We start from the raw sequence: 23,156 nt of genomic DNA, 5'->3' as shown, positions 1-23,156 counted from the left end.
TTCATTAATAATGCGCATATCGCATCACGCTAGCGCGGCAATTCAACCCGAGCCACCAACCCCGACCCACGTCGATTGTTCAGGCTCAGCTCACCGCCCTGCTCGCGCACAATGGCCCGCGCTGCCGAGAGCCCAAGCCCTACCCCACCGGTATTGCGGTTGCGTGAGGTCTCGAGACGAAAGAAAGGGTCGAACACACGCTCCAGGTCCGCCTCGGGAATCCCCGGGCCCTCATCGTTGACTTCGATGCACACCCTCTGGTCGTCAACACTCAGAGCAATGCTGGGGTGCCGGGCGTACTTGGCGGCATTTTCCAGCAGGTTGACCACCACCCGTTTAAGCGCCAATGGCCGGCCGTGATAGACCAGATGGGGCGGCCCCCGGAAGTCGACCGCCAGCTGCTGGTCGCGATAGTCGTCGATGATGGTTTGCAGCAATTCAGACAAATCGAATGCCGTGCTGTGCTCCAGTACCGTATCGTCGCGGAAAAACGCCAGCGCGGCGTTGATCATCGACTGCATTTCCTCGACATCGCGAATCAGCTTGTGCTGATGGTCCAGATCCTCCATGAACTCACAGCGCAGGCGTATCCGCGTCAAAGGCGCGCGCAAGTCATGGGAAATGGCTGCCAGCATCTGGGTGCGTTCGCCGATGAAGTGCTGGATCTGCGCCTGCATGGTGTTGAAGGCGATAGTGGCCTGGCGTATTTCGTCGGGGCCTTCGATGTCGATGGGCGGTGCGCGCAGATCGCCGCCGAAGCGTCTGGCGGCACTGGCGAAACGCTGTAACGGCTTGGCCAATTGCCGGGTGGCCACCCAGGCGACCAGCAAGGTGGCGATCAACCCCAGGATGATGATCACCGCAATCCGCGTGGGTGCGCTCAGGCCCCAACTGCGTTCGGGTGGGATGAAGGACAACCAGCTGCCATCAAGTAACTGCACCAGCGCGACATAATGCGCGTCGGGGCTGCCACGGGGCCAATCGTCCGGGCTGTACACCTGAATGGTGCGCCCCGTGCCAAACAACGCCTGTATCCCAGGGACTTCGCCCGCCTGTAGCACGTTGCCGCCGCTGGGCAGGCCGAAATCCACGGGGTCGGTATGCCACGTCACCTGCAACCGCGCATCGCTGGCCGCTGCAGCCAGGTGCGAGCGCAACGGCGCAGGCGCCGCCTCGATCACTTTCAACGTCGCGGCCATTTGTTCCAGCAACCCCGTGCGGTCGATGGGCGGACGCGCCCACACCCCGGCCACCTGCACGAACAAGGCATTGAGGGCCAGTGAGGCGAGCATCGCGGCGAGAATGGTCAGGGCGATCCGCCGATTCAGGGTGTCGCGGCGCAGCAGGCGGCGAATCATGCGCGGGTCACCGGGGCAGTGAACAGATAGCCGCCATTGCGCACGGTGCGGATCAGGTCCGGGCGCTTGCAATCGGGCTCGATCTTGCGCCGCAGCCGGCTGACCTGCACGTCGATGCTGCGGTCGAAGGCGTCGTGGCCCTGGCCGTGGGTCAGGTCGATCAACTGGTCGCGGGTGAGAATGCGCTGGGGGTGTTCGAGAAACACTACCAGCAGGTCGAACTCGCCACCGGACAACGGGATCATGACGCCCTCCGGCGAACGCAGCTCGCGACAGGTGATATCCAGATGCCAACCGGCGAAGGCAATCACCGGGCGTGAGCGCTCGTCGGCCGCGATGACCGGCTGTCCCGCACGCCGTTGCACAGCGCGCAGGCGGGCCAGCAATTCGCGCGGGGCGAAGGGTTTGGTCAGGTAGTCGTCGGCGCCCAGCTCCAGGCCAACAATGCGGTCGCTCAGCTCGCCCATGGCCGTGAGCATGATGATAGGGATGCCGAACTGCGCCCGCACTTTCTGGCAGAGGCTGAGGCCGCCTTCGCCGGGCAACATGAGGTCGAGGATGATCGTGTCCGGCCGCTGTTGTGCGACGGCCGCCCACATGGCCTCGCCGTCGGCGGCCACGTCGACTTCATAGGCGTGCTGGACGAAGAATTTCTTCAGCAATGCCAGCACTTCCACGTCGTCATCGACGATCAGCAGTCTGCTCACGTTCACAGATTCCCAGGCCAAAAAAAGAACGACATCTAAAACCATTCCGGCGCTGGGGTCATTTATTTCAATCGAGCAACATTCCTTCGCCACGGACACAACCCGGACATCTTTGGGCAAAACCTGTCGGGCATTCTGCACATCTCCCACTCACGAAAGACGCCTATGAAAGTTTCGAGCAGCAGGTACACCGAGCAAGCAGCAGGCGATGCGCGGCCACTGGTACTGAGCCAGCGCACCTCTTCCCCGGCTCAGGACAGCCCGATGCTGTTCCAGGAATCCTGCCTGGGGCTGAACGCGGACCTGGACCGTATCGTGCTGCGTCGCTACTTCGAACACTACAGCCCCGACGCCGGGCGCTGGGTCGAGTACGCCCACTCCATTCCCATCGCCGAGCTTGTCCACTGGATCATGACCCATGGCCAGTTGCATATCGAATCGTCACACGACACTCCAAACGAACAGGCAACCCATTGATGGCCCGTAAATGCTCACTCCTGCTACTGATGGCGGCCACCCTGAGCCTGATGGCTTGCAGCAGCAACAAGGTCGAACCCGAGCGATATACAGGCTTTCTTCATGACTACAGCCTGCTTAAAGAGCAACAGAGCCCGTCGGGCCAGACCGTACTGAGTTGGATCAGCCCAGCCTTGAAGCGCGGCCGCTACAAGCAGGTCTACCTGGCGCCTAGCCAGTTTTTCCCGGCTGTTGAACCCAGCGCCCAGATCCCCCAAAGCACGCTCTCCCACGTCACCGGCTACTACGACCTGGTACTGCGCTCGGAACTTGGCAAATACGTTTATCTGGCCTCAAAACCTGGCCCTGACACCCTCACAGTACGCCCTGCGATCACCCGCATCGCCACCAGCCCCCAGGGACTGCGGTTTTATGAGTGGCTGCCGATCACCCTGGTCGCAGCGGGCGTGAGCGCCGCCACAGGCATACGCGATCGAGACAGTGAAATCGCCACGGAGCTGTCATTGGAAGATGGTTCGACCGGCGATGTCGTGGCGGCCATGGTGCGTAAAGGCACCGGCGCACCCCTGGCCAATGACAAGCAAGTCATGACCGCCGACAACGTCAAGGACGTGCTCGACGGCTGGGCCCGCGACCTGGGTACGTCGTACAGTGCAGTCGCTCGATAACCCTCGCCGCGCTCAAACGTCATAATCACAGGGGCATCTGCGTGGTAATCTCCCGGCACCACGAATAGACATTGATCGTCACTTGACGATGACCAAAGCCAGGAAAGACCATGCCCAAGATTTCTCACTCAGCGCTACGCCGTAACTTCCGTGACCTGCTGGCAACGCCCCTGTGCGTTGAAACCGCCTCCGTATTCGACCCCATGTCTGCCCGCATCGCGGCCGACCTGGGGTTTGAAGTGGGAATCCTGGGCGGCTCCGTCGCCTCCCTGCAGGTGCTGGCGGCCCCCGACTTTGCGTTGATTACCCTGAGTGAGTTCGTCGAGCAAGCCACCCGCATCGGCCGTGTGGCCCAGTTGCCCTTCATCGCCGATGCCGACCATGGCTACGGCAACGCCCTGAATGTAATGCGCACCGTCGAAGAGCTGGAACGCGCCGGCGTCGCTGCGCTGACCATCGAAGACACCCTCTTGCCTGCGCAATTCGGGCGTAAATCCACGGACCTGATTTCCGTCGAAGAAGGCATCGGCAAGGTCAAGGCCGCGCTGGAGGCGCGTGTCGACCCGGCGCTGTCGATCATTGCGCGCACCAACGCCGGCGTGCTGCCCACCCGCGACGTGATTGCGCGGACCAAGGCCTACGAAAAGGCCGGCGCTGACGGCATCTGCATGGTCGGCGTCATGGACTTCGACCACCTGGAGCAAATCGCGGAGAACCTCAGCGTTCCGCTGATGCTGGTGACCTACGGCAACCCACAACTGCACGACAGCGAGCGCCTGGCCAGCCTGGGCGTACGCATCGTGGTGGCCGGGCATGGCGCCTATTTCGCCGCGATCAAGGCCACTTACGACAGCCTGCGTGCCCAGCGCCAGTTGACCCACAGCACCTCCAACCTCAGTGCGACGGAATTGACCCACACCTACACCTTGCCTGAGAGCTATGTGGCGTGGGCCGAAGAGTTCATGGATGTAAAAGAGTAATCAATCACTCACGGCTCAGCCGTTGGCGCATCCCTGCGCTGGCGGCCGGGCCGGGCTGTACCACGCACTGATCCATCGCCACCCACGCACCCTCCTCCGTCGCCATCATCGGCTGCACCGGCCGGCCCGTCTCGCGTTCCACCACCTTGACACTGATGCCCTCCTCGGCGTAATGCCGATTGCCCCACGCAACCAACGCCATCAGCACCATACGAAAGTCTTCGCCTCTGGCCGTCGGCACGTATTCGTACCGTGGCGGCCGCTCGCTGTAGGCGCGGCGCTCCAGCATCCCCGCGTCTACCAAGCCATTAAGGCGGCGCGTCAGCATGTTGGGCGCGATGCCCAGGCTGCGCGAGAACTCGTCAAAACGGCGCAAGCCGTGCAAGGCGTCGCGCATGATCAGCATGCTCCACCACTCCCCTACCCGTTCAAGGCTACGGGCGATGGGGCATTCGGCACTGATGAGGGATTTGCGCTGCATAAGTATTCCTGTGTGCGAGTACAAACTTGTATGACGCCATGTTACTTTCATGATGATAGTGACGTCCATACGCTGTGTACCCTTCAAGCAACAGGAGTCGATTGAGCATGAGTAAACGTATCGTCGTGACGGGCATGGGCGCGCTGACGCCGCTGGGGTCGAGCGTGGAATCCACTTGGCAGCGCTTGCTGGACGGACAGTCGGGCATCCGCCGGTTGCCGCAAGAGTTGATCGGTGATCTGGCGGTCAGCATCGGCGGCCAGGTGCAGAGTGTGTTGCAAGACCCCGAAGCCGGTTTTGATCCTGATCGACTGTTGGCAGCCAAGGAACAGCGCAAGATGGACCGCTTTATCCTGTTTGCCCTGGCGGCGGCGGATGAAGCCCTGAAGCAGGCCAATTGGGCCCCCAGAACACCCGAAGAGCAGGAACGCACGGCAACCATCATCGCCTCCGGCGTCGGCGGTTTCCCGGCCATTGCCGATGCGGTGCGCACCACCGACAGCAAGGGCCCGCGTCGTTTGTCGCCCTTCACCATTCCATCGTTTCTGAGCAACATGGCCGCCGGGCATGTGTCGATCAACTATGGCTTGAAAGGCCCTCTGGGTGCGCCAGTAACCGCGTGTGCCGCCGGGGTTCAGGCTATCGGCGACGCAGCGCGAATGATTCGCTCCGGGGAAGTCGACGTCGCGGTATGCGGCGGTGCCGAAGCGGCGATTCATCGCGTCAGCCTTGCCGGATTCGCCGCAGCGCGAGCGCTGTCCAGCGATTTCAATGCCACCCCGCAGCGCGCTTCGCGACCCTTCGATCAGGCGCGCGACGGATTTGTGATGGGCGAAGGCGCCGGCATTCTGGTAATTGAAGAACTCGAACATGCCCTGGCGCGGGGCGCGCAGCCGATTGCCGAACTGGTGGGCTATGGCACCAGTGCAGACGCCTATCACATGACCGCAGGGCCTGAAGACGGTGACGGTGCGCGCCGGGCAATGACTCAAGCGTTGCGCCAGGCGGGCATCGAGGCGTCGCAGGTGCAGTACCTGAATGCCCACGCGACCTCCACACCTGTGGGAGACAAAGGCGAGCTGGCGGCAATCAGGACGCTATTCGGTACTGGCGGTAGCCCGGCGATCAGCTCGACAAAATCCGCCACCGGCCACTTGCTCGGTGCTGCGGGGGGCATCGAAGCCGTCTTCACCGTGCTTGCCCTGCGTGACCAGATCGCGCCAATGACACTCAACCTGGAAAACCCGGACGCCCTCGCCGACGGCCTGGACATGGTGCGCGATGAGGCGCGTCCCATGCCGATTGAATATGCGCTGTCCAATGGCTTCGGCTTTGGCGGCGTGAACGCCAGCGTGCTGTTCCGACGCTGGATATAAGCCGGGGTTTGCCCCTGGAGTGAATTTCACCGACCATGGCGCCTTTCTGTTCCTGCCAACACGAGGTGCCCATGGCCAACCACGACCTGTCCTATACCCCTGACCCGGACGCCGATTCCATCTCCTCCGACGTAATCGGCTTCAACGGCATCCTGGTCTCCACCCAGATTCCCACCCATGCCGATGGCAGCCTGGAACTGGGCGATATCACCCTGCAAAGCGAGTGCACCCTGCAAGCGCTGAAAGTCGCGCTGGAAAAAGCCGGCAGTTCCATGGACCGGGTCATGCACCTGACCATCTACCTCACCGACATGGCCGACCGTGCTGCGTTCAACGAGGTCTACAAGCGCTTTTTCGCCAAGCCCTGGCCAGTGCGGGCGGCAGTGGGCGTTGCCGCCTTGGCGGTGGAAGGTATGCGGGTGGAAGTGACGGCGATGGCTGCCAAGGCTTGAATCTGTGACGTTTTTAGAACCGAACTGATCGGAATGTTGAACGCGGTCAAAAAGGCGGGAGCTGGCTTGCCTGCGATAGCGGTGGTGAATGTTCAATCGCCATCGCAGGCAAGCCAGCTCCCACATTGGGGCTTCGTTGCGTTGAGTAATGCGTTCGCTTAACGGACTTGCATTAGGCCCGACAGCCCTGCGGTAGATGCCGCCCAGGCATTTCACGGCTACAATGCGCGCCTCGACCGTGACAAGCCTGACTAAAAAACTATGTCCTTGCCCAAGCATCACCTGGAATTGCTCAGCCCTGCCCGCGATGTCGCCATTGCGCGTGAGGCTATCCTGCACGGCGCCGACGCCGTTTATATCGGCGGGCCGAGCTTTGGCGCCCGCCACAATGCGTGTAACGACGTGAGCGATATCGCTCAACTGGTGGAATTCGCCCGCCGTTACCACGCCCGCGTCTTCACCACCATCAACACCATCCTGCATGACAACGAGCTGGAACCTGCGCGCAAGCTGATCCATCAGCTCTACGATGCCGGTGTGGATGCGTTGATCGTGCAAGACCTTGGCGTGATGGAGCTGGATATTCCGCCGATCGAGCTGCACGCCAGCACCCAGACCGACATCCGCACCCTGGGCCGGGCCAGGTTTCTCGACCAGGCCGGTTTCTCGCAGTTGGTACTGGCCCGCGAGCTGAACCTGCAAGAGATCCGCGCCATTGCCGACGAGACCGATGCCGCCATCGAGTTCTTTATCCACGGCGCCCTGTGCGTGGCGTTCTCCGGGCAGTGCAATATCTCCCACGCGCAAAATGGTCGCAGCGCCAACCGTGGCGACTGCTCCCAGGCCTGCCGCCTGCCCTACACCCTGAAAGATGACCAGGGCCGCGTGGTGGCCTTTGAAAAGCATCTGCTGTCGATGAAAGACAACAACCAGAGCGCCAACCTGCGTGCCCTGGTCGAAGCGGGCGTGCGTTCGTTCAAGATCGAAGGCCGCTACAAGGACATGGGTTATGTGAAGAACATCACCGCCTACTACCGTCAGCGCCTCGACGAGATCCTCGAAGACCGCCCGGACCTGGCCCGCGCTTCCAGCGGCCGTACCGCGCACTTCTTCCTGCCCGACCCGGAAAAAACCTTCCACCGTGGCAGCACCGATTACTTTGTCAGCGACCGCAAGATCGACATCGGTGCCTTTGACACCCCGACCTTTACCGGCCTGCCCGTGGGCACCGTGGAAAAAGCCGGCAAGCGCGACTTGCAGGTGGTCACCCATGAGCCACTGTCCAACGGCGACGGCCTCAATGTGCTGATCAAGCGTGAAGTGGTGGGTTTTCGCGCCAATATCGCCGAGCCCAAGGGTGAGTTCGAGGAAGACGGTGAGAAGCGCTACCGCTACCGCGTCGAGCCTAACGAAATGCCGGCCGGCTTGCACCAGCTGCGCCCGCATCACCCGCTCAATCGCAACCTGGACCACAACTGGCAACAGGCCCTGCTCAAGACCTCGGCCGAGCGCCGTATCGGTTTGTCATGGGTCGCGCGCCTGCGTGAAGAGCAGCTGCAAATCACCGCGACCAGCGAAGAAGGCATCAGCGCCAGTGTCACCCTGCCCGGCCCGTTTGGCGTGGCCAACAAGCCGGAACAGGCGCTGGACACCTTGCGCGACCTGCTCGGCCAGCTCGGCACCACCGAGTACCACGCCACCCGTATCGAACTGGATGCGCCGCAGGCGTTCTTCATCCCCAACTCGCAGCTCAAGGCGTTGCGCCGTGAAGTGATCGAAGCACTGACCGCCGCACGCGTCGCCGCGCATCCGCGGGGCGGGCGCAAGGCTGAAACTTCGCCGCCGCCGGTTTACCCTGAGGCGCACCTGTCGTTCCTGGCCAACGTCTACAACCAGAAGGCCCGGGACTTCTACCACCGTCACGGCGTGAAGCTGATCGATGCCGCCTTCGAAGCCCACGAAGAAACCGGCGAAGTGCCGGTGATGATCACCAAGCACTGCCTGCGTTTCTCGTTCAACCTTTGCCCTAAACAGGCCAAGGGTGTAACCGGGGTAAAGACCAAGGTGGCGCCGATGCAATTGATCCACGGTGACGAAGTGCTGACCTTGAAGTTCGACTGCAAACCCTGCGAAATGCATGTGGTGGGCAAGATCAAGGGGCATATCCTCGGCCTGCCCCAGCCTGGCAGCGCGGTGGAGCATTTCAGCCCGGAAAACCTTATCTACCAGGGCACGCACTAACCCTCTTCTGTAGGAGCGAGCTTGCTCGCGAAGAACGAGAGAAGGCCGCGTTTCAACCCTGATACGCTGCGTCATCGTTAACCTTCTTCGCGAGCAAGCTCGCGCCTACCGAGGTTGCGGGGCCACCACCAGCCCCTCTGCAACCCTGCCGCTGCCAGCAGAATCGCCGCCACACCCAGCCATTGCAGCCACCCCAGGCGATGCCCGAACGCAATCCAATCCACAAAGATCGCCGCAATCGGGTAGATGAACGACAGTGCGCCGGTAATGGCCGTCGGCAGTTTCTGGATCGCGCCATACAGCAGTACATACATCAAACCCGTGTGCACCACCCCCAAGGTGACCAAGGCCGCCCACGTCGTGGTGGATGCCGGCAGGCCATTCCAGGGCACCAGCGGCGCCAGCAATAGCGCGCCAGTCGTCACCTGGATCAATGCCATCAAATGCGGCGGTACTTCCTTGAGGCGCTTGATGATCAACGCCGCGACCGCATACAAAAATGCCGCGCCCAGGGCCAGCGCGATGCCTACCAGGTAATCTCCTCCACCCGTTTGCTCGCCATGGGCGGTAACAATTGCCAACATGCCCAGGAACGCCACGCTCAACCACGCCAGTTTCTGCACGGTGATTTTTTCACCGAGAAACACCGCCGCCAGCATCACCAGGATAAACGGCTGCACGTTGTACACCGCGGTGCTGATCGCGATGGAGGCACGGGAGTAGGATTCGAACAGCAGCAACCAGTTGCCGACAATGGCCACGCCGCTGAGCACGGCCAGCCCCAGTTTTGCCCAACTGAGCAGGTCCAGGCGCAGGTAACCCAGCCAGGCGCACACCAGTACCAGCGTCAGCGCACCGATCACGCAGCGCCAGAACACCACCTCGATCACCGACACGCCAGACACCAGCACAAACCAACCAATGCTGCCCGAGATCAGCATGGCGGCGACCATTTCCCACGACCCGCGACGGATGGATGAATCCATGATTGAGGCTCCTCAAGTGAGGCTCCAGTATGGCAATCTGTTGGCGACGGCTACAGCGACTAAAAAAGGCAAAAGCCCGAAATCACCTTTTCTTATTAGGCACAGACCATGATCGACACCATCGACCAGCAGTTGATCGCCGCTTTGATGGACGACTCGCGGTTGTCCCTCAAAGCCCTGGCAGGCATCACCGGGCTGTCTTCACCCAGCGTCAGCGAACGCCTGCGCCGCCTGGAAGAACGCGGCGTGCTGACCCACTACACCGTCGACATCGACCCCAAGCACTTCGGCTACCTGCTGCAAGCCATCGTGCGCATTCGCCCCCTGCCCGGCAAATTGCAGGAATTGGAGCGCCAGATCCAGGCGATCCCCGAGTTCACAGAGTGCGACAAGGTTACCGGGGACGACTGCTTTATCGCACGCCTGCACGTACGCACCATGGAACACCTCGACACGCTGCTGGACCGGCTGAATACCTATGCCGAAACCAACACCGCTATCGTCAAGAAAACCCCGGTGAAACGGCGTTTGCCGCCGTTGGCTGACTAAATGGGTTGTTCAGGTACTCATGCCCAATGCACGGCGCGCTCACTGGTCAGTTTTTCCACAAACCCCACAATCCGCCGACAGGCCTGCGCCAGGCGCTCCTCGCCCAGGGTAAAGGACAGTCGAACGAACCCCTGGGCCGGCTCGCCGAAGGCTGCCGCGTCCAGCACCGACACGCCCGCTTCACGAAACAGGCGCCAGGCAAAATCCAGCGACCCCAGCCCCGTGCCGCGCACATCCACCAGCACAAACATGCCGGCTTGCGGCGCCAGCACCCGGATGCCTGGGCAGGTGCTCAAGGCGGTCACTACCAGGTCACGTCGGCGTCGGTAGGTCTCCCGCATACCTTCAGTGACTTCATCGTGGGCCAACACCGCGGCGGTCGCCGCCTCCATCACAAAGCCGGGCAAGCCGTACATCATGCTCAACAGCAGGGTTTCGGCGTGCTGCACCATTTGCACTGGAGCGATGAGCCAGCCGATACGCCAGCCGGTCATGGCGTGGGACTTGGACAAGCTGCCGATCACAATGCAGCGCTGCGCCATGCCCGGTAATGCCGCGAGGCTGTGGTATTGACCGTCGAACACCAGGCTTTCGTAGACCTCATCCACCACCACCCACAGATCATGGGCGATGGCCAAGTCGGCAATGGCTTGCAGCTCCTGCAGGTCAAGCACCACGCCAGTGGGGTTGTTCGGATTGGAAAAGAATATCGCCCGGGTACGCGGGGTGATCGCGGCGGCGAGCAAGGACGGATTCAGGCGAAAGCCGGCCTCAGCACTGCAGGGCACCCGCACGAGGGTGGCGCCGCTGGCCTTGAGCGTGGCTTCGTAGGTGACATACATCGGGTCGAGCACCAACACTTCGTCGCCGCCCTGCAACAGGCACAGCGAACTGATGAACAGCGCGTTCTGCGCACCGGGCACGATGATCACGTTGTCGGCGGCCAACGGCCGGGCAAGGGTTCGGCTGTAACGGGCGGCGATCGCCTCGCGCAGTGCCGGGCGACCGGCGATCTCGGTGTAGTGAGAATCTCCCGCGTGCAAGGCATTGACGGCGGCGTCGGTGATAAAGGACGGCGTGGCGAAATCCGGGTCGCCGACGCTGAGGATGATGACGTCTTCGCCCTGGCTGGCGGCGGCGAACGCGGCGTGGTGGATGTCCCAGGCGGCAACGCCCTGCCCTGCAATTCGCTCGACGAAGGGGGAAAACTTCATGCCAGAGCCTCTGGTGAAAGAAGAAAGACGCAGATCCGTAGATGCGCGGGCGACAAGCGGCCAACTTAGTGCATGGCAAACCTTCGTTCAATGGCTAAATAAGGCCTTGCCCCCATGGCAGGCAATCACATTGAACCCCCTTCCGGTCGCCGTTCTCAAAGCTGCATAGACCACGGCCCTGGAACACGCACAATGACTTTCATTCTATGGCTGGCCGTATTGGGCGCCGTACTGCTTACCCTGGCCCTCACCTCCTCATACTTGCGCTGGATGCCGGTCACCACCTCGGCGGTGTGCCTGTTGCTGGGTATCGCCATCGGCCCTCTGGGTGTGGACCTGCTGCATCTGGACATCAAGGGCTCGGCGCGCTGGATGGAGCACCTGACCGAAGTGGCAGTGCTGTTTTCGCTGTTTGTCAGCGGCCTGAAATTGCGCCTGCCGCTCAAGCATCGCACCTGGCGCATCGCCTTCGGCCTGGCCGGCCCGGTCATGTTGTTGACCATCCTCGGCACCGGGCTGTTGCTGCATTACCTGCTTGATCTGTCGTGGGGGGTGTCTCTGCTGGTGGGCGCGATCCTGGCGCCGACCGACCCGGTGCTGGCGGGCCTGGTTCAGGTCAACAATGCCCAGGACTACGACGCGCTGCGCTTCGGTCTGTCAGGCGAAGCGGGGCTGAACGATGGCAGCGCCTTCCCGTTTGTGATCTTCGGCCTGCTGTTCATGCAACACGGCGGCTTCGATGGCGACTGGGTCGGCGGTTGGGTGCTGAAAAACCTGGTATGGGCGGTGCCGGTCGGGCTATTGATCGGCTACTGGATGGGCCGAGGTATCGGCCGGGTGACGTTGCGCCTGCGCCTGATCAATGCCGACAGCACCCTCTCGCCCAATGATTACCTGACACTGGCATTGATCGCCCTTGCCTATGTGACCGCCGAAGCCGTGGGCGGCTATGGCTTCCTGTCGGTATTCGCGGCGGGCCTGGGGTTGCGCCAGGCCGAGGTGAAGTCCACCGGCAACGCCCAGACACCCGCCGAGCACCTGGCGCAACCGGTGGTGGGCCACCTTGAAATCGAGCCCGAGCAAGCCTTGCATGGTGACGTCAGCCAGTTGAAGGACACCCAGATCGCGGCAGGCGTGATGATGGGCGACATGCTGGCCTTCGGCAGCCTGGTGGAGCGGGCCATGGAGGTGTTCCTGGTGACAGTCTTGGGCATCGTGCTGGTCAGCCACTGGGAGTGGGCCGCGTTGGCGGTGGCACCGTTGCTGTTTTGTGTGATTCGCCCCGCCAGTGTATTCGCCATGCCTTGGGGCCGCCTGTTGGACCGGCGGCAACGCAGCCTGGTCAGTTGGTTCGGCATTCGTGGGATCGGCAGCATTTACTACCTGTTCTATGCGCTCAACCACGGGCTGGTGGGCACCAGCAGTGCGGTGGCGGTCAACCTGACGTTGTCGGTCATCGCGTTGAGCATCCTGGCCCACGGGTTGAGCACCCAGCCCATGCTGGCGTGGTATGAGCGTCAAGCTGCGCAAAAAAATTGAATCCTGCACCGCGCCGGGGTTTCAAACAGTCAGGACCCACAGTGCGAGTCAACTAATGAAAAACATCGCCCAACGATTGCTTGAGGAACGCCAACGCCTGGGATATTCGCAGCAATACCTGGCGCAGGCAGGCGGCGTGACCACACGCGAGCAACGTCAATATGAACTGGGCGAAGACCTGCCCCATGCCAACTACCTGGCAGCTTTGGCCGAGCATGGGGTGGATGTGGTGTATGTGATCACTGGCAAGCGCAGCACAGTGGTCAATATCAGCCGCGATCAGGCGCAGACGCTGATCGATAACCGCGTGGTGGGCCAGGAGGTGTCGCTGGACGGCGGGGCCGAGGAAGACGTCTACTTCAAGCTCAGCAATCCCTCGGGCCCGCCGCCGGATCAGTCCTGATTTTCAGTGTTGCCAACGTCCGCCGCTTCATCCAGGTCGTTCAGCGGTACCTCGGCATCGTCCATCAGCGAACCCGGGTCTTCGTTGCCCGGGTCGTTGAGTTCATCGTCCAGTTCTTTTGACATGTGCGTCTCCTCTAACCGCCTTGGGTATCGATATCGGCATCGGTTTCAGGCTTGTGCTCACGCTCAGGCCTGAAGTCTGGACTGTAGTCGTTTTCCTTGGCCTTTGGGTCGCTCGCAGGCGTTGGATCCTTGGGCGCATCGGCGGCGGTGCCAGGGGCCGGCTCGCCGCCGTCGATGGCTGGGTCGTTGCGATTGTGGGTCTGGGGATCTTTAGGCTGGGTCATGAGGCACCTCTTTGCAGGCCGGTGAAAAATCTGTACCGCATAGAGCTAAGGCGTCACGGCCACGGCTGAAGTTCCGTCCGCGTGGTCAGCGCAGTGGATTGTCCACCTGGATATAAAACGCATAGATGCCCAACACCAGCCAGAACACCATGAACAACCACGGCGCGCGCATGGAAAACAACAACGACTTGCGATAGCCCTTGTGGCTCGACTCCACCTCGGAAAACAGTGGCGACTCATCGTAGGCCATGCCCATCACCGGCTCGCTGCGCAGCAATTCGCTTTGCTTGTAGTGCCAGTGGTCGATGATTTCATACGCCGCACGGATACCGGGCCAGGCATTCAGCGAACTGAGAATACCCAGCGAAACCAGGAAGATCGGCACCACCAGCGTGAACAGCTTGCCCCATTCCGGGTTGAGGTTGCCCATGCCGGAGACAAAGGCAATCACCAGGAAGGATTGCGCGGTCAGGTAGGCGTCGGTGCGGTTAGCCAGGATGCTGGTTTCGTACTGGATCTCGCGCCGGTAAAAGTCGAGGCGGTCCTTGGGCGAGCCGAAAATCTTTGCGTTGTGTTCGCTGTGGTCGTTCAGGGCCGCTTCCGGAGTGTGGGGGGAGATGATTCTGGACACGACGGTGCTCCACAAGGTGACGAAACTTCTTAGAAGAATCGGGGCTCGATGAAGTTCAAGTGGGTTGGCGCACCAATCTGAAACACGCCGCGCCCCATTGTGGTGAGCCCCCTCCTGTGGCGAGCGAGCTTGCTCGCGCTGGAGTGCGCAGCGCTCCCGCTTTTATTGGGGCCGCTGCGCAGCCCGGCGCGAGCAAGCTCGCTCGCCACAGGTTATTGATGCCTAGTTCGCATTCCGGCACAGGCATTGCTTTATCCATTCACCACCCGGAAAACAGGAGCATGCGTTACCCCCCGACCCAGAGCCGCCCCCATAAGAAAGTAAGGACCAGGTCTGTTGGCACCTTCAGCCACGGGCTCATAAAAACATGCGTTTTTTTAAGCGGCAGTGCCACCCAAAGCCACACTGGGCACTGACAAGGTACTGGAATGGCTCGATCTTTCTTTGATGAAATGAATGACGCAAACGGCGTATGCCGTGCGCACTATCAGGACTTCTCTCGCTGGCTGGCCAATACGCCGCCAGAACTGCTGGCCCAGCGTCGCCGTGAAGCGGACTTGCTGTTCCATCGCGCCGGGATCACCTTCACCCTGTATGGCGACGAGCAAGACACCGAACGCCTGATTCCCTTCGACATCATTCCCCGCAGCATCCCCGCCAGTGAATGGAGCCTGATCGAGCGTGGCTGCATCCAGCGGGTCAATGCACTGAACATGTTTCTCGCCGACATCTACCACGACCAGCGCATCATCAAGGCCGGGATCATTCCGGCAGAACAGGTGCTGGGCAACGAGGGCTATCAGAAGGCAATGGTCGGCCTGGACCTGCACCGCGACATTTACTCGCACATCTCCGGTGTCGACCTGGTGCGCGACGGTGACGGCACTTACTACGTGCTCGAAGACAACCTGCGCACCCCCAGCGGCGTGAGCTACATGCTCGAAGACCGCAAGATGATGATGCGGCTGTTCCCGGAAGTATTCGCCAAGCAGCGCATTGCACCCGTGGACCACTACCCCAACCTGTTGCTCAAGACCCTCAAGAGCGCCAGCCGCCTCGATAACCCGAATGTGGTGGTGTTGACGCCTGGGCGCTTCAACAGCGCCTTCTTCGAACACGCGTTCCTTGCCCGGGAAATGGGCGTGGAGCTGGTGGAAGGTGCCGATCTGTTTGTGCACGATCTCAAGGTGTTCATGCGCACCACCGACGGCCCCAAGCCCGTGGACGTGATCTACCGGCGCATTGACGACGCCTTCCTCGACCCCCAGGCGTTCAACCCCGAATCAATGCTCGGCGTGCCGGGGCTGGTGGCGGCTTACTGCGCCGGCAATGTGGTACTGGCCAACGCCATCGGCACCGGGGTGGCTGACGACAAGTCGATCTATCCCTATGTACCGGCGATGATCCGCTTCTACCTGGACGAGGAACCGATCCTGCAAAACGTGCCGACCTTCCAATGCCGCAAGCCCGATGAACTGTCCCATGTGCTGGCCAACCTCGAACAGTTGGTGGTCAAGGAAACCCAGGGCTCCGGCGGCTACGGCATGCTGGTGGGCCCGGCGTCGACGGCCGCCGAGATCGAAGACTTCCGCCAGCGCATCAAGGCCCGTCCCCATGCCTATATCGCCCAACCCACCCTGAGCCTGTCCACCTGCCCGACCTTCGTCGAAAACGGCATTGCGCCCCGGCATATCGACCTGCGCCCATTCGTACTCTCGGGCAAGGAAACCCGCCTGGTGCCCGGCGGCTTGACCCGCGTGGCGCTGAAGGAAGGCTCGCTGGTCGTGAACTCGTCGCAAGGCGGCGGAACCAAGGACACCTGGGTGGTGGAGGGCTGACTATGTTGAGTAGAACCGCTGCAGATCTGTATTGGATGTCCCGCTACCTGGAGCGCGCCGAGAACCTGGCACGCATGCTGGAAGTCAGTTATTCCCTGTCCTTGATGCCCCAGGCCGGGCGCAGCGATGGCCTGGATGAACTGGCCATGTCGTTGCTCAGCAGCGGCACCCTGGACAGTTACCTCGAACGCCACCACACCCTGGATGCCGAGCGCATGCTGCACTTCTTCGCCCTCGACGAAGAAAACCCGGCCAGCATCTACAACTGCCTGCGCGCCGCCCGGGGCAATGCCCACGCCGTGCGCGGACGCATCACCGCCGACATGTGGGAAAACCTCAATGCCACCTGGCTGGAAATGCGCAGCATTGCCGCCGGCGGCCTGGCGCGACATGGCATCAGCCACTTCTGTGACTGGGTCAAACAACGTTCGCACCTGTTTCGCGGCGCGACCTCGGGCACCATCATGCGCAATGACGCCTATCGCTTCATCCGCCTCGGCACCTTTGTCGAGCGCGCCGACAACACCCTGCGCCTGCTGGATGCACGCTACGAGATGTTCGGCGAAGAGTCCGAAGAAGTCAGCGACCTGTCGGCCCGCGGCTATTACCAGTGGAGCGCCCTGCTCCGCGCGTTGTCGTCATTCGAGGCGTATACCGAGCTGTACCCCAATGCCCTGAACGCCCGCTCGGTGTCGGAACTGCTGCTGTTGCGCAGTGACGTGCCGCGCTCGCTGCATGCGTGTATCGAGGAGTTGAGCCATATTCTCGCGGATCTGCCGGGTAGTTATGGGCGCACGGCGCAGCGCTTGGCTGCCGAGTTTGAAGCGCGGCTGCGGTATACGGGGATTGATGAGATTCTGGAGGATGGGTTGCATAGGCGGTTGACGGAGTTTATTGAGGGCGTGCGGGAGTTGGCGGGGGCGGTGCAGAGCTCTTATCTGGAAGTCGTTTGATTGATACTGGGTGGCAGTGACCTATCTCTTGGTACCAGCACAGTATTACGCCGGCCCGTATTGATCGTTGAAAGAGCGCCAGATCGGGCAGATTTACTATTTAAATAAATCTGCCCCGTATTTCCAAAGGTACGGTGCCGGTGTTGAGTGTCGAAGGTCGAGTGATCGAGGAGAGCCTGGAGATCATGCAATGGGCTCTGGCGCAGCACGACCCGGATGATTGGCTGCTGCAAGGTGCCCCTGCGGTGCTGGCGTTGATTGCCGAGAATGATCAGGTGTTCAAGCATCACTTGAATCGATATAAGTATGCCGAGCGCTACCCGGAACAGCCGATGGAGCATTATCGGGCCGAGGGTGAGGTGTTCTTGCAAAAGCTGGAAGGATTGCTGGCGGAGCGTGAGTACTTGCTCGCCGAACACCTGAGCCTGGCGGATGTGGCGCTGGCGCCGTTTGTGCGCCAGTTTGCCCATGTGGATCGGGAGTGGTTTGCGGGGACGCCGTATCAGCGTTTGCAGATTTGGTTGCAGCGATTTCTGGAGTCGCCGCTGTTTATCGCGGTGATGACAAAATCCTGACGACACCCAATATTGTATTAATGAATAAGCTTATTTTCACACTTCAAACTTAGAAAAAACCCACCCCATACTTTATCCGCACCGATAGAGTATGGAGCAGGCTCACTTTTAAACACCCCCATACCACCTTATACATCCCGCACACCAATATTATCTACGAAAATAAAGGTGTTTGCTGCTGCTGGTATTTGAAAATCAATTTGAATATTAAAGGCAGTACTAGTTTCAACACGAAAGGTTCCCGAGAAATGACGCCAAGACGCCCCCGTAAATGAACCTCTAAAATTAATGTATGTATTTGCCACCGCGACATGAAAACTAGCAGTTATTAAAGGATTCTCTGGCCTTACATCGAACGACAACTGATACGTCTTACCCATTCGAAGATTATAATATGTCTTATATATTACTTTGTAATGTCCATTTGAATTTGTATCGAACAACAGACCGCCGCAACGATTTCCATCTATCACCTTGTCACGCATGCTACCGCCGACGACATACCACCCAGTGTTCGGACCATGCTCAAATGTCGTCAGATCATTAACCTTTGTAGCAACTATGTACTCCACCACTGGAAATCTAATGGCATCAGCTTCAGCTTTACTAGGACTGAAAGCCGCTTTGAGCTCCATCTGCAGCTTGGTGCCATCACCCAATCCATTCAGATAACTACGAAAGATCGCTTGTTGGATTCTCCGCTGAGCGATCCAAGTCGGGTTGACAGCTGCGCTACCTGCACCGTTATACACCGTCAGCGAATGATCAACGCCCTTGTCCGTTTTCCCCAGCAGCCTCAACCAGACGGGGTAAGGCGCAGTGATAAACGGCCAGACACCAATTTCCCCTGTGATATTGCCGGCAACTTGATCCAAGTCCAGTACTCGAGTGGCCGCGTTAGCCTGATTGATCTGGAGCACCGTTTTGGCCAACTCAGCCTGGGGTATCGGCGTCACCGTCACCGTCAACACCTTGGACGAAATAACCTTGCCGTTGCGGGCCACTTCGTAATCAAGGGTGACCGTCTTGTTGGCATTACCGACGTTGGCGGCAATCGCGGCCTTGGTAATGTCGAACGTGACCTTGCCCGCCGTTACCCCATTCTTGGCCGGGATCACCGGAGAACCCGCACCGGCTGTCCCCACCATCGTCACCTTGATGCTGTCTGTGGTGTACATCGGTGTGTACTCCACCGACACCGTGCCACCGTTTTGTGCGTTCAACGGCGCCAGGGTAACTGAGGTACCCGTCCCCGTGGCCTGGGTCAACTTGGGAATAGGGAATTCTGCCGGCAGTGTGTTAACAGTGTATTCCACTATCGGGAAGATGATGGCGTCAGCCTCGGCTTGACTAGATGAAAGCGTCGCCTTGAACTGAAGTTTCAGTTTCGTATCATGACCCAGTTCAAGGAAGTACGAGGCGGCGACGCGTTGATCATAGAAACCATTGCTGAACCACCCAGCAGTCACCGCGTTGCTCGCCAGAGTCCATACCTGCAGCTCATGTACCGATCCATCGGCCTTGAAGCCACTCAATAACATGGCTACCGGTTGGAAGCTCGCGATAAACGGCCATGACCCAACGCGTAGAGTTTTATTGGTAACCGATCCACTCAAATCCAGGACTTTGGTAGCAGCATCCGCTTCATTTATCCGGATCACTGTCTTTGCCAACTCAGTTGTCGGTATCGGTGTCACCGTCACCGTCAACACCTTGGACGCAACCACCTTGCCGCTACGGGTTACGTCGTACTTAAGCGTGAGCGTCTTGTTGGCATTGCCGACGTTGGCGGCAATCGCGGCCTTGGTAATATCGAACGTGACTTTGCCCGTCGTTACCCCATTCTTGGCCGGGATCACCGGAGAACCCGCACCGGCTGTCCCCACCATCGTCACCTTGATGCTGTCTGTGGTGTACATCGGTGTGTACTCCACCGACACCGTGCCGCCGTTTTGTGCATTCAACGGCGCCAGGGTAACTGAGGTACCCGTCCCCGTGGCCTGGGTCAACTTGGGAACAGGGAATTCTGCCGGCAGTGTATTAACAGTGTATTCCACTATCGGGAAGATGATGGCGTCAGCCTCGGCTTGACTAGATGAAAGCGTCGCCTTGAACTGAAGTTTCAGTTTCGTATCATGACCCAGTTCAAGGAAGTACGAGGCGGCGACGCGTTGATCATAGAAACCATTGCTGAACCACCCAGCAGTCACCGCGTTGCTCGCCAGAGTCCATACCTGCAGCTCATGTACCGATCCATCGGCCTTGAAGCCACTCAATAACATGGCTACCGGTTGGAAGCTCGCGATAAACGGCCATGACCCAACGCGTAGAGTTTTATTGGTAACCGATCCACTCAAATCCAGGACTTTGGTAGCAGCATCCGCTTCATTTATCCGGATCACTGTCTTTGCCAACTCAGTTGTCGGTATCGGTGTCACCGTCACCGTCAACACCTTGGACGCAACCACCTTGCCGCTACGGGTTACGTCGTACTTAAGCGTGAGCGTCTTGTTGGCATTGCCGACGTTGGCGGCAATCGCGGCCTTGGTAATATCGAACGTGACTTTGCCCGCCGTTACCCCATTCTTGGCCGGGATCACCGGAGAACCCGCACCGGCTGTCCCCACCATCGTCACCTTGATGCTGTCTGTGGTGTACATCGGTGTGTACTCCACGGACACGGTGCCACCGTTTTGTGCATTCAACGGCGCCAGGGTAACGGAGGTACCCGTCCCCGTGGCCTGGGTCAACTTGGGAACAGGGAATTCTGCCGGCAGTGTATTGACGGTGTACTCCACCACCGAAAAGCTGATCGCCTCGGCTTCAACCTTGCTAAGACTGACGGCGGCTTTGAATTCCATCCTCAATTTTGTGCCATGGCCCAACCCATCGAGGTAAGTGCGCAACAGGCGATATTCATAGCGGCCTTGGGCAACCCAGTTCGGATTGACATACGAGCTGTTGAAACTGAACAGCGTCAGGTCATGAGCAACATTAGCGGCTGTTCTACCAAAAAACTTCAACGAGACCGGATAAGGGGCGGTGATAAACGGCCAGGTGCCGACATGCGCCATCGCGTTGCCGACGAAGCTATCCAGGTCCAGCACCTTTGTCGCGCTATTGGCCTCGTTGAGCCTGATGACCGTCTTGGCCAGCTCCGATTGCGGTATCGGCCTCACGGTCACCGTCAAGGTTGCCGACGTGACCGAGACACCCGCACGGGTTACCACGTATTGGTATTTCACCGTGGTGGCGTGGTCACGAATGTTCGCCGCAATCGCCGCCCTGGAAATATCGAACGCCACCTCCTGCAAGGCTTCATTCCCAGGTTTGGCCGGGATATCTGGCGAACCGCCATTGCCGGCACCGTTCATGGTGACTTTGATCGAGTCGCTGTTGCGCATCCCCACATAGCTCACCACCAGTTGGGTACCCTGTTGCACCCTGAGCGGCTCCAGTTCGGCGGTGTCGGGGCCGGTCGTCTGGGCTTCGCGCAAGGTCGGCGACGGCAACTCGCCCACGCCACGGCTGATCAGCACCTCGGTGATCTCAGAATACCGCGGCATCGCCTCATCACTACGTGTCAACGTGTAGAACACCGTCACCGACTCATCCAGGTTGTTCTCCACGTAGTATTTTTCGATGTCGTGGGTGGTGGTGGCGCCATTCACGGCCACTTGCACTGGCACTTCGGTGCGGGCGCCCCGGCCAAGCCAGTACATGCGGATCCAGTCGCCGCGCAGTGTTTCGCCAAACGGTGCAAACACGGTGGCGAAGGCACCTACATCATCCGGATTCAACTGGCCGCTGACCGCCTTGTCGACAATCGGCTTGGGCATCGTACGCTTGATCTGACCCACCACGATCTGCAACCGCAGGGACTCCTGCGGGCGGCCGCCGGGCCGGGTGTGGGCGTAAAACACGTCAGTCAGGTGGCCGTCGAAACGCCGCAGTTCGTCGGGGTATACCGTAAACAACAAATCCCCACCGGCCGTGGGCGGAATATCGTCGACCTCGCGGCCGATGCGATGTTCGATGGTGTTATCGGCGCTGCTGACCCGGAAGATGACTTCGATATAACCGTCCTTCGGCCAGCTCCCTTGAAGGGGGAAGCGTACGGTCGCGTCGACATCCGGCTCGATATGGCCACCCTGGTCCTCGTCTATCGTCGGTGCCGGCCACCTGACGACTTGCCCAATGACGTCCAGATAGAGCTTTTCGGAAGGCTGTTGCACCGCGCCATTCTGATACAGGGCATGCACACTCGCGCTGCCTTCGGCAATCGCGCTCACCAGCGCGTTGGGAACCTCAAAGGTATAAAGGCCTGCTCTACTGAGTTCTTCGGTGTGCGTATAAGGGATCGAATTGCCTTCACTGTCCAAACCGGCCCAGATCAGCGTCACGTGGGAATACGCGCTAGCCTCCTGGGAGAGGACCCAAAGGGCCACTTCCACATCCCAACTGCCCAGTTCCGCGAGGTCGATTTTCGTACCGGTGTCTGGAAACTGCAGCCACGGCGCTTCGGGGCGCACCTCATTGAGGTGCACATCAATCAACGACACCGCCGACCAGCGTGCCCGCTCCTCCGGCAGATTGCCGCCCGCGTCCCGCACCTGGTAAGCCACGCGCGTAAGCCGGTTATTGCCCGCGGCGCTGATAGTGGCGTAGTCGACGGTCAAGGTGATGTCACGGCCCACTTCGCCGGGCTGGACCCGGTGCTGAACCACTTGCGAGCCCCAGGCCAGAGTGATCAGGTCATAAGCGCGCATGTTTAGCCAGTAGCGAATGATGATCTTGACACCCGCCAGTGCCTGCTCCTGATTGACGCCACGCAGCACAACATCCGGTGGGACCTGATACGCCAGCCCCTGGTGGCCGGGCAGACTGTCTTTGTCTTCGCCACCGGGGCGAGTCAGGCTGACCCGTAACTTGATTTCTTCGGTGAATGACTCATTGCCGCTTCTGCGCCTTAGCATGGCACATACCGGGTAGACCAAGAACGGGACGATATGGTGCGCGGGAACAGTCAGCGGGATCAGGTCAAGGTTTTCCTCGCCTTCGCGAATCGGCGTAGAGGCCACGGGAATATTACGGTTGCCCCAGAACAGTGAGGCAACACTGCCCGGAGTGACGCCATCTTTGGGGTTGATCAGGTAGACCACCAACGGCACCTCGGTATGCCGCAGGCCGATACCGCCATGCGCCCCTTCGATATCACCATCAATGGCCGGTTCCATCAGCGGGACAACGATGGGCGGCAGGAGGGGGTCAAGTGTTTTGTTCTTGGGCATGGCGAGAATCCTCACGGTCGTGCGCTGTTGGCTTACCGCTATCAAACGCCTGAAATCGCGGCGTGCCTACTGTCAGAATTAACAGGTA

The 23,156-nt window shown here is 60.2% G+C and carries 19 protein-coding genes and 2 pseudogenes; 12 read left to right on the top strand and 9 right to left on the bottom strand.

From position 1 onward, the window contains the following. Positions 1–29 precede the first annotated feature (29 nt). Positions 30–1,358, bottom strand: a complete 1,329-nt coding sequence (locus HU730_RS03785; protein ID WP_096144662.1) for an ATP-binding protein — start codon at positions 1,356–1,358, stop codon at positions 30–32. After that, positions 1,355–2,110 carry a response regulator gene (locus HU730_RS03780; RefSeq protein ID WP_054898482.1) on the bottom strand — a complete coding sequence of 252 codons (756 nt, stop codon included), beginning with the start codon at positions 2,108–2,110 and terminating at the stop codon, positions 1,355–1,357. Before HU730_RS03780 ends, HU730_RS03785 begins: the two co-directional genes overlap by 4 nt. Before the next feature lie 120 nt (positions 2,111–2,230). On the opposite strand from HU730_RS03780, the gene HU730_RS03775 reads away from it, so the two are divergent. The 3 genes from HU730_RS03775 to HU730_RS03765 all read left to right on the top strand — a co-directional run bounded on the left by HU730_RS03775 (position 2,231) and on the right by HU730_RS03765 (position 4,190). Continuing rightward, positions 2,231–2,542: a hypothetical protein gene (locus HU730_RS03775; protein ID WP_034127413.1), complete on the top strand. Its 312-nt coding sequence runs from the start codon at positions 2,231–2,233 to the stop codon at positions 2,540–2,542. Beyond that, the gene (locus tag HU730_RS03770) at positions 2,542–3,210 is read left to right on the top strand and encodes a DUF3313 domain-containing protein (RefSeq protein WP_089041669.1); all 669 of its coding nucleotides are present in this window, start codon (positions 2,542–2,544) and stop codon (positions 3,208–3,210) included. The genes HU730_RS03775 and HU730_RS03770 overlap by 1 nt, the downstream gene beginning before the upstream one ends. Positions 3,211–3,320: 110 nt before the next feature. After that, positions 3,321–4,190 carry an oxaloacetate decarboxylase gene (locus HU730_RS03765; RefSeq protein WP_186527312.1) on the top strand — a complete coding sequence of 290 codons (870 nt, stop codon included), beginning with the start codon at positions 3,321–3,323 and terminating at the stop codon, positions 4,188–4,190. 4 nt (positions 4,191–4,194) lie between these two features. On the opposite strand, the gene HU730_RS03760 is transcribed toward HU730_RS03765, so the two are convergent. After that, positions 4,195–4,671, bottom strand: coding sequence for a helix-turn-helix domain-containing protein (locus HU730_RS03760; RefSeq protein WP_096144663.1), 477 nt, complete (start codon positions 4,669–4,671; stop codon positions 4,195–4,197). A gap of 107 nt (positions 4,672–4,778) precedes the next feature. Between HU730_RS03760 and fabF the strand changes: the two genes are divergently transcribed. From fabF to HU730_RS03745, 3 genes are all read left to right on the top strand, one after another. Beyond that, positions 4,779–6,047, top strand: a complete 1,269-nt coding sequence (fabF, locus tag HU730_RS03755; RefSeq protein WP_034127410.1) for a beta-ketoacyl-ACP synthase II — start codon at positions 4,779–4,781, stop codon at positions 6,045–6,047. Between the two features lie 71 nt (positions 6,048–6,118). Then, on the top strand, positions 6,119–6,499 hold the full coding sequence (locus HU730_RS03750; RefSeq protein ID WP_014718423.1) for a RidA family protein: 381 nt from the start codon (positions 6,119–6,121) through the stop codon (positions 6,497–6,499). Positions 6,500–6,760: 261 nt separating this feature from the next. After that, the gene (locus tag HU730_RS03745; RefSeq protein ID WP_186527311.1) at positions 6,761–8,740 is read left to right on the top strand and encodes a U32 family peptidase; all 1,980 of its coding nucleotides are present in this window, start codon (positions 6,761–6,763) and stop codon (positions 8,738–8,740) included. Positions 8,741–8,817: 77 nt separating this feature from the next. On the opposite strand, the gene HU730_RS03740 is transcribed toward HU730_RS03745, so the two are convergent. Then, entirely contained in the window at positions 8,818–9,726 is a 909-nt protein-coding gene (locus HU730_RS03740) for a DMT family transporter (RefSeq protein ID WP_034127661.1), read from the bottom strand. A 108-nt stretch (positions 9,727–9,834) separates the two neighbouring features. On the opposite strand from HU730_RS03740, the gene HU730_RS03735 reads away from it, so the two are divergent. Next, positions 9,835–10,275, top strand: a complete 441-nt coding sequence (locus HU730_RS03735) for an Lrp/AsnC family transcriptional regulator (RefSeq protein WP_186527310.1) — start codon at positions 9,835–9,837, stop codon at positions 10,273–10,275. 47 nt (positions 10,276–10,322) lie between these two features. Here HU730_RS03735 and HU730_RS03730 read toward each other — a convergent pair. Further along, positions 10,323–11,489 (bottom strand): annotated as a pseudogene (locus HU730_RS03730) (aminotransferase class I/II-fold pyridoxal phosphate-dependent enzyme); the annotation flags it as partial. 192 nt (positions 11,490–11,681) lie between these two features. Between HU730_RS03730 and HU730_RS03725 the strand changes: the two are divergent. Then, positions 11,682–13,028, top strand: coding sequence for a cation:proton antiporter (locus HU730_RS03725; protein WP_054899060.1), 1,347 nt, complete (start codon positions 11,682–11,684; stop codon positions 13,026–13,028). 55 nt (positions 13,029–13,083) lie between these two features. Beyond that, positions 13,084–13,431, top strand: a complete 348-nt coding sequence (locus tag HU730_RS03720; protein ID WP_054899059.1) for a helix-turn-helix domain-containing protein — start codon at positions 13,084–13,086, stop codon at positions 13,429–13,431. Here HU730_RS03720 and HU730_RS26570 read toward each other — a convergent pair. From HU730_RS26570 to HU730_RS03710, 3 genes are all read right to left on the bottom strand, one after another. Then, on the bottom strand, positions 13,422–13,556 hold the full coding sequence (locus HU730_RS26570; RefSeq protein WP_014718417.1) for a hypothetical protein: 135 nt from the start codon (positions 13,554–13,556) through the stop codon (positions 13,422–13,424). The genes HU730_RS03720 and HU730_RS26570 overlap by 10 nt on opposite strands. Before the next feature lie 11 nt (positions 13,557–13,567). Next, positions 13,568–13,780 (bottom strand): hypothetical protein, encoded by a 213-nt coding sequence (locus tag HU730_RS03715; RefSeq protein ID WP_096144667.1) that lies wholly within the window; start codon positions 13,778–13,780, stop codon positions 13,568–13,570. An 85-nt stretch (positions 13,781–13,865) separates the two neighbouring features. Continuing rightward, a complete protein-coding gene (locus HU730_RS03710) occupies positions 13,866–14,411 on the bottom strand; it encodes a hypothetical protein (RefSeq protein WP_014718415.1) in 546 nt (181 codons plus the stop codon). Positions 14,412–14,839: 428 nt separating this feature from the next. On the opposite strand from HU730_RS03710, the gene HU730_RS03705 reads away from it, so the two are divergent. The 3 genes and pseudogenes from HU730_RS03705 to HU730_RS03695 form a co-directional block, all read left to right on the top strand. After that, positions 14,840–16,249: a circularly permuted type 2 ATP-grasp protein gene (locus tag HU730_RS03705; RefSeq protein ID WP_034127666.1), complete on the top strand. Its 1,410-nt coding sequence runs from the start codon at positions 14,840–14,842 to the stop codon at positions 16,247–16,249. A 2-nt stretch (positions 16,250–16,251) separates the two neighbouring features. Then, positions 16,252–17,202, top strand: coding sequence for an alpha-E domain-containing protein (locus tag HU730_RS03700; RefSeq protein WP_057975962.1), 951 nt, complete (start codon positions 16,252–16,254; stop codon positions 17,200–17,202). A 125-nt stretch (positions 17,203–17,327) separates the two neighbouring features. Next, positions 17,328–17,777: pseudogene (locus tag HU730_RS03695) on the top strand (glutathione S-transferase); the annotation flags it as partial. A 128-nt stretch (positions 17,778–17,905) separates the two neighbouring features. On the opposite strand, the gene HU730_RS03690 reads toward HU730_RS03695, so the two are convergent. Next, on the bottom strand, positions 17,906–23,068 hold the full coding sequence (locus tag HU730_RS03690) for a hypothetical protein (RefSeq protein ID WP_217862436.1): 5,163 nt from the start codon (positions 23,066–23,068) through the stop codon (positions 17,906–17,908). Positions 23,069–23,156: the final 88 nt, after the last annotated feature.

Source organism: Pseudomonas sp. SWRI22, assembly GCF_014268395.2.
GTDB lineage: Bacteria > Pseudomonadota > Gammaproteobacteria > Pseudomonadales > Pseudomonadaceae > Aquipseudomonas > Aquipseudomonas paracarnis.
Note: the sequence above shows the minus strand (reverse complement) of the source record. Positions and strands in the feature narration are given on the sequence as shown.

Excerpts from the sequence above, each read along its gene's own strand:
- HU730_RS03690 (WP_217862436.1), bottom strand. The coding sequence starts at position 23,068 with ATGCCCAAGAACAAAACACTTGACCCCCTCCTGCCGCCCATCGTTGTC.
- HU730_RS03760 (WP_096144663.1), bottom strand. The coding sequence starts at position 4,671 with ATGCAGCGCAAATCCCTCATCAGTGCCGAATGCCCCATCGCCCGTAGC.
- HU730_RS03775 (WP_034127413.1), top strand. The coding sequence starts at position 2,231 with ATGAAAGTTTCGAGCAGCAGGTACACCGAGCAAGCAGCAGGCGATGCG.
- HU730_RS03785 (WP_096144662.1), bottom strand. The coding sequence starts at position 1,358 with ATGATTCGCCGCCTGCTGCGCCGCGACACCCTGAATCGGCGGATCGCC.
- fabF (WP_034127410.1), top strand. The coding sequence starts at position 4,779 with ATGAGTAAACGTATCGTCGTGACGGGCATGGGCGCGCTGACGCCGCTG.
- HU730_RS03770 (WP_089041669.1), top strand. The coding sequence starts at position 2,542 with ATGGCCCGTAAATGCTCACTCCTGCTACTGATGGCGGCCACCCTGAGC.
- HU730_RS03745 (WP_186527311.1), top strand. The coding sequence starts at position 6,761 with ATGTCCTTGCCCAAGCATCACCTGGAATTGCTCAGCCCTGCCCGCGAT.
- HU730_RS03720 (WP_054899059.1), top strand. The coding sequence starts at position 13,084 with ATGAAAAACATCGCCCAACGATTGCTTGAGGAACGCCAACGCCTGGGA.
- HU730_RS03705 (WP_034127666.1), top strand. The coding sequence starts at position 14,840 with ATGGCTCGATCTTTCTTTGATGAAATGAATGACGCAAACGGCGTATGC.
- HU730_RS03735 (WP_186527310.1), top strand. The coding sequence starts at position 9,835 with ATGATCGACACCATCGACCAGCAGTTGATCGCCGCTTTGATGGACGAC.
- HU730_RS03780 (WP_054898482.1), bottom strand. The coding sequence starts at position 2,110 with ATGGTTTTAGATGTCGTTCTTTTTTTGGCCTGGGAATCTGTGAACGTG.
- HU730_RS03765 (WP_186527312.1), top strand. The coding sequence starts at position 3,321 with ATGCCCAAGATTTCTCACTCAGCGCTACGCCGTAACTTCCGTGACCTG.
- HU730_RS26570 (WP_014718417.1), bottom strand. The coding sequence starts at position 13,556 with ATGTCAAAAGAACTGGACGATGAACTCAACGACCCGGGCAACGAAGAC.
- HU730_RS03715 (WP_096144667.1), bottom strand. The coding sequence starts at position 13,780 with ATGACCCAGCCTAAAGATCCCCAGACCCACAATCGCAACGACCCAGCC.
- HU730_RS03750 (WP_014718423.1), top strand. The coding sequence starts at position 6,119 with ATGGCCAACCACGACCTGTCCTATACCCCTGACCCGGACGCCGATTCC.
- HU730_RS03740 (WP_034127661.1), bottom strand. The coding sequence starts at position 9,726 with ATGGATTCATCCATCCGTCGCGGGTCGTGGGAAATGGTCGCCGCCATG.
- HU730_RS03700 (WP_057975962.1), top strand. The coding sequence starts at position 16,252 with ATGTTGAGTAGAACCGCTGCAGATCTGTATTGGATGTCCCGCTACCTG.
- HU730_RS03725 (WP_054899060.1), top strand. The coding sequence starts at position 11,682 with ATGACTTTCATTCTATGGCTGGCCGTATTGGGCGCCGTACTGCTTACC.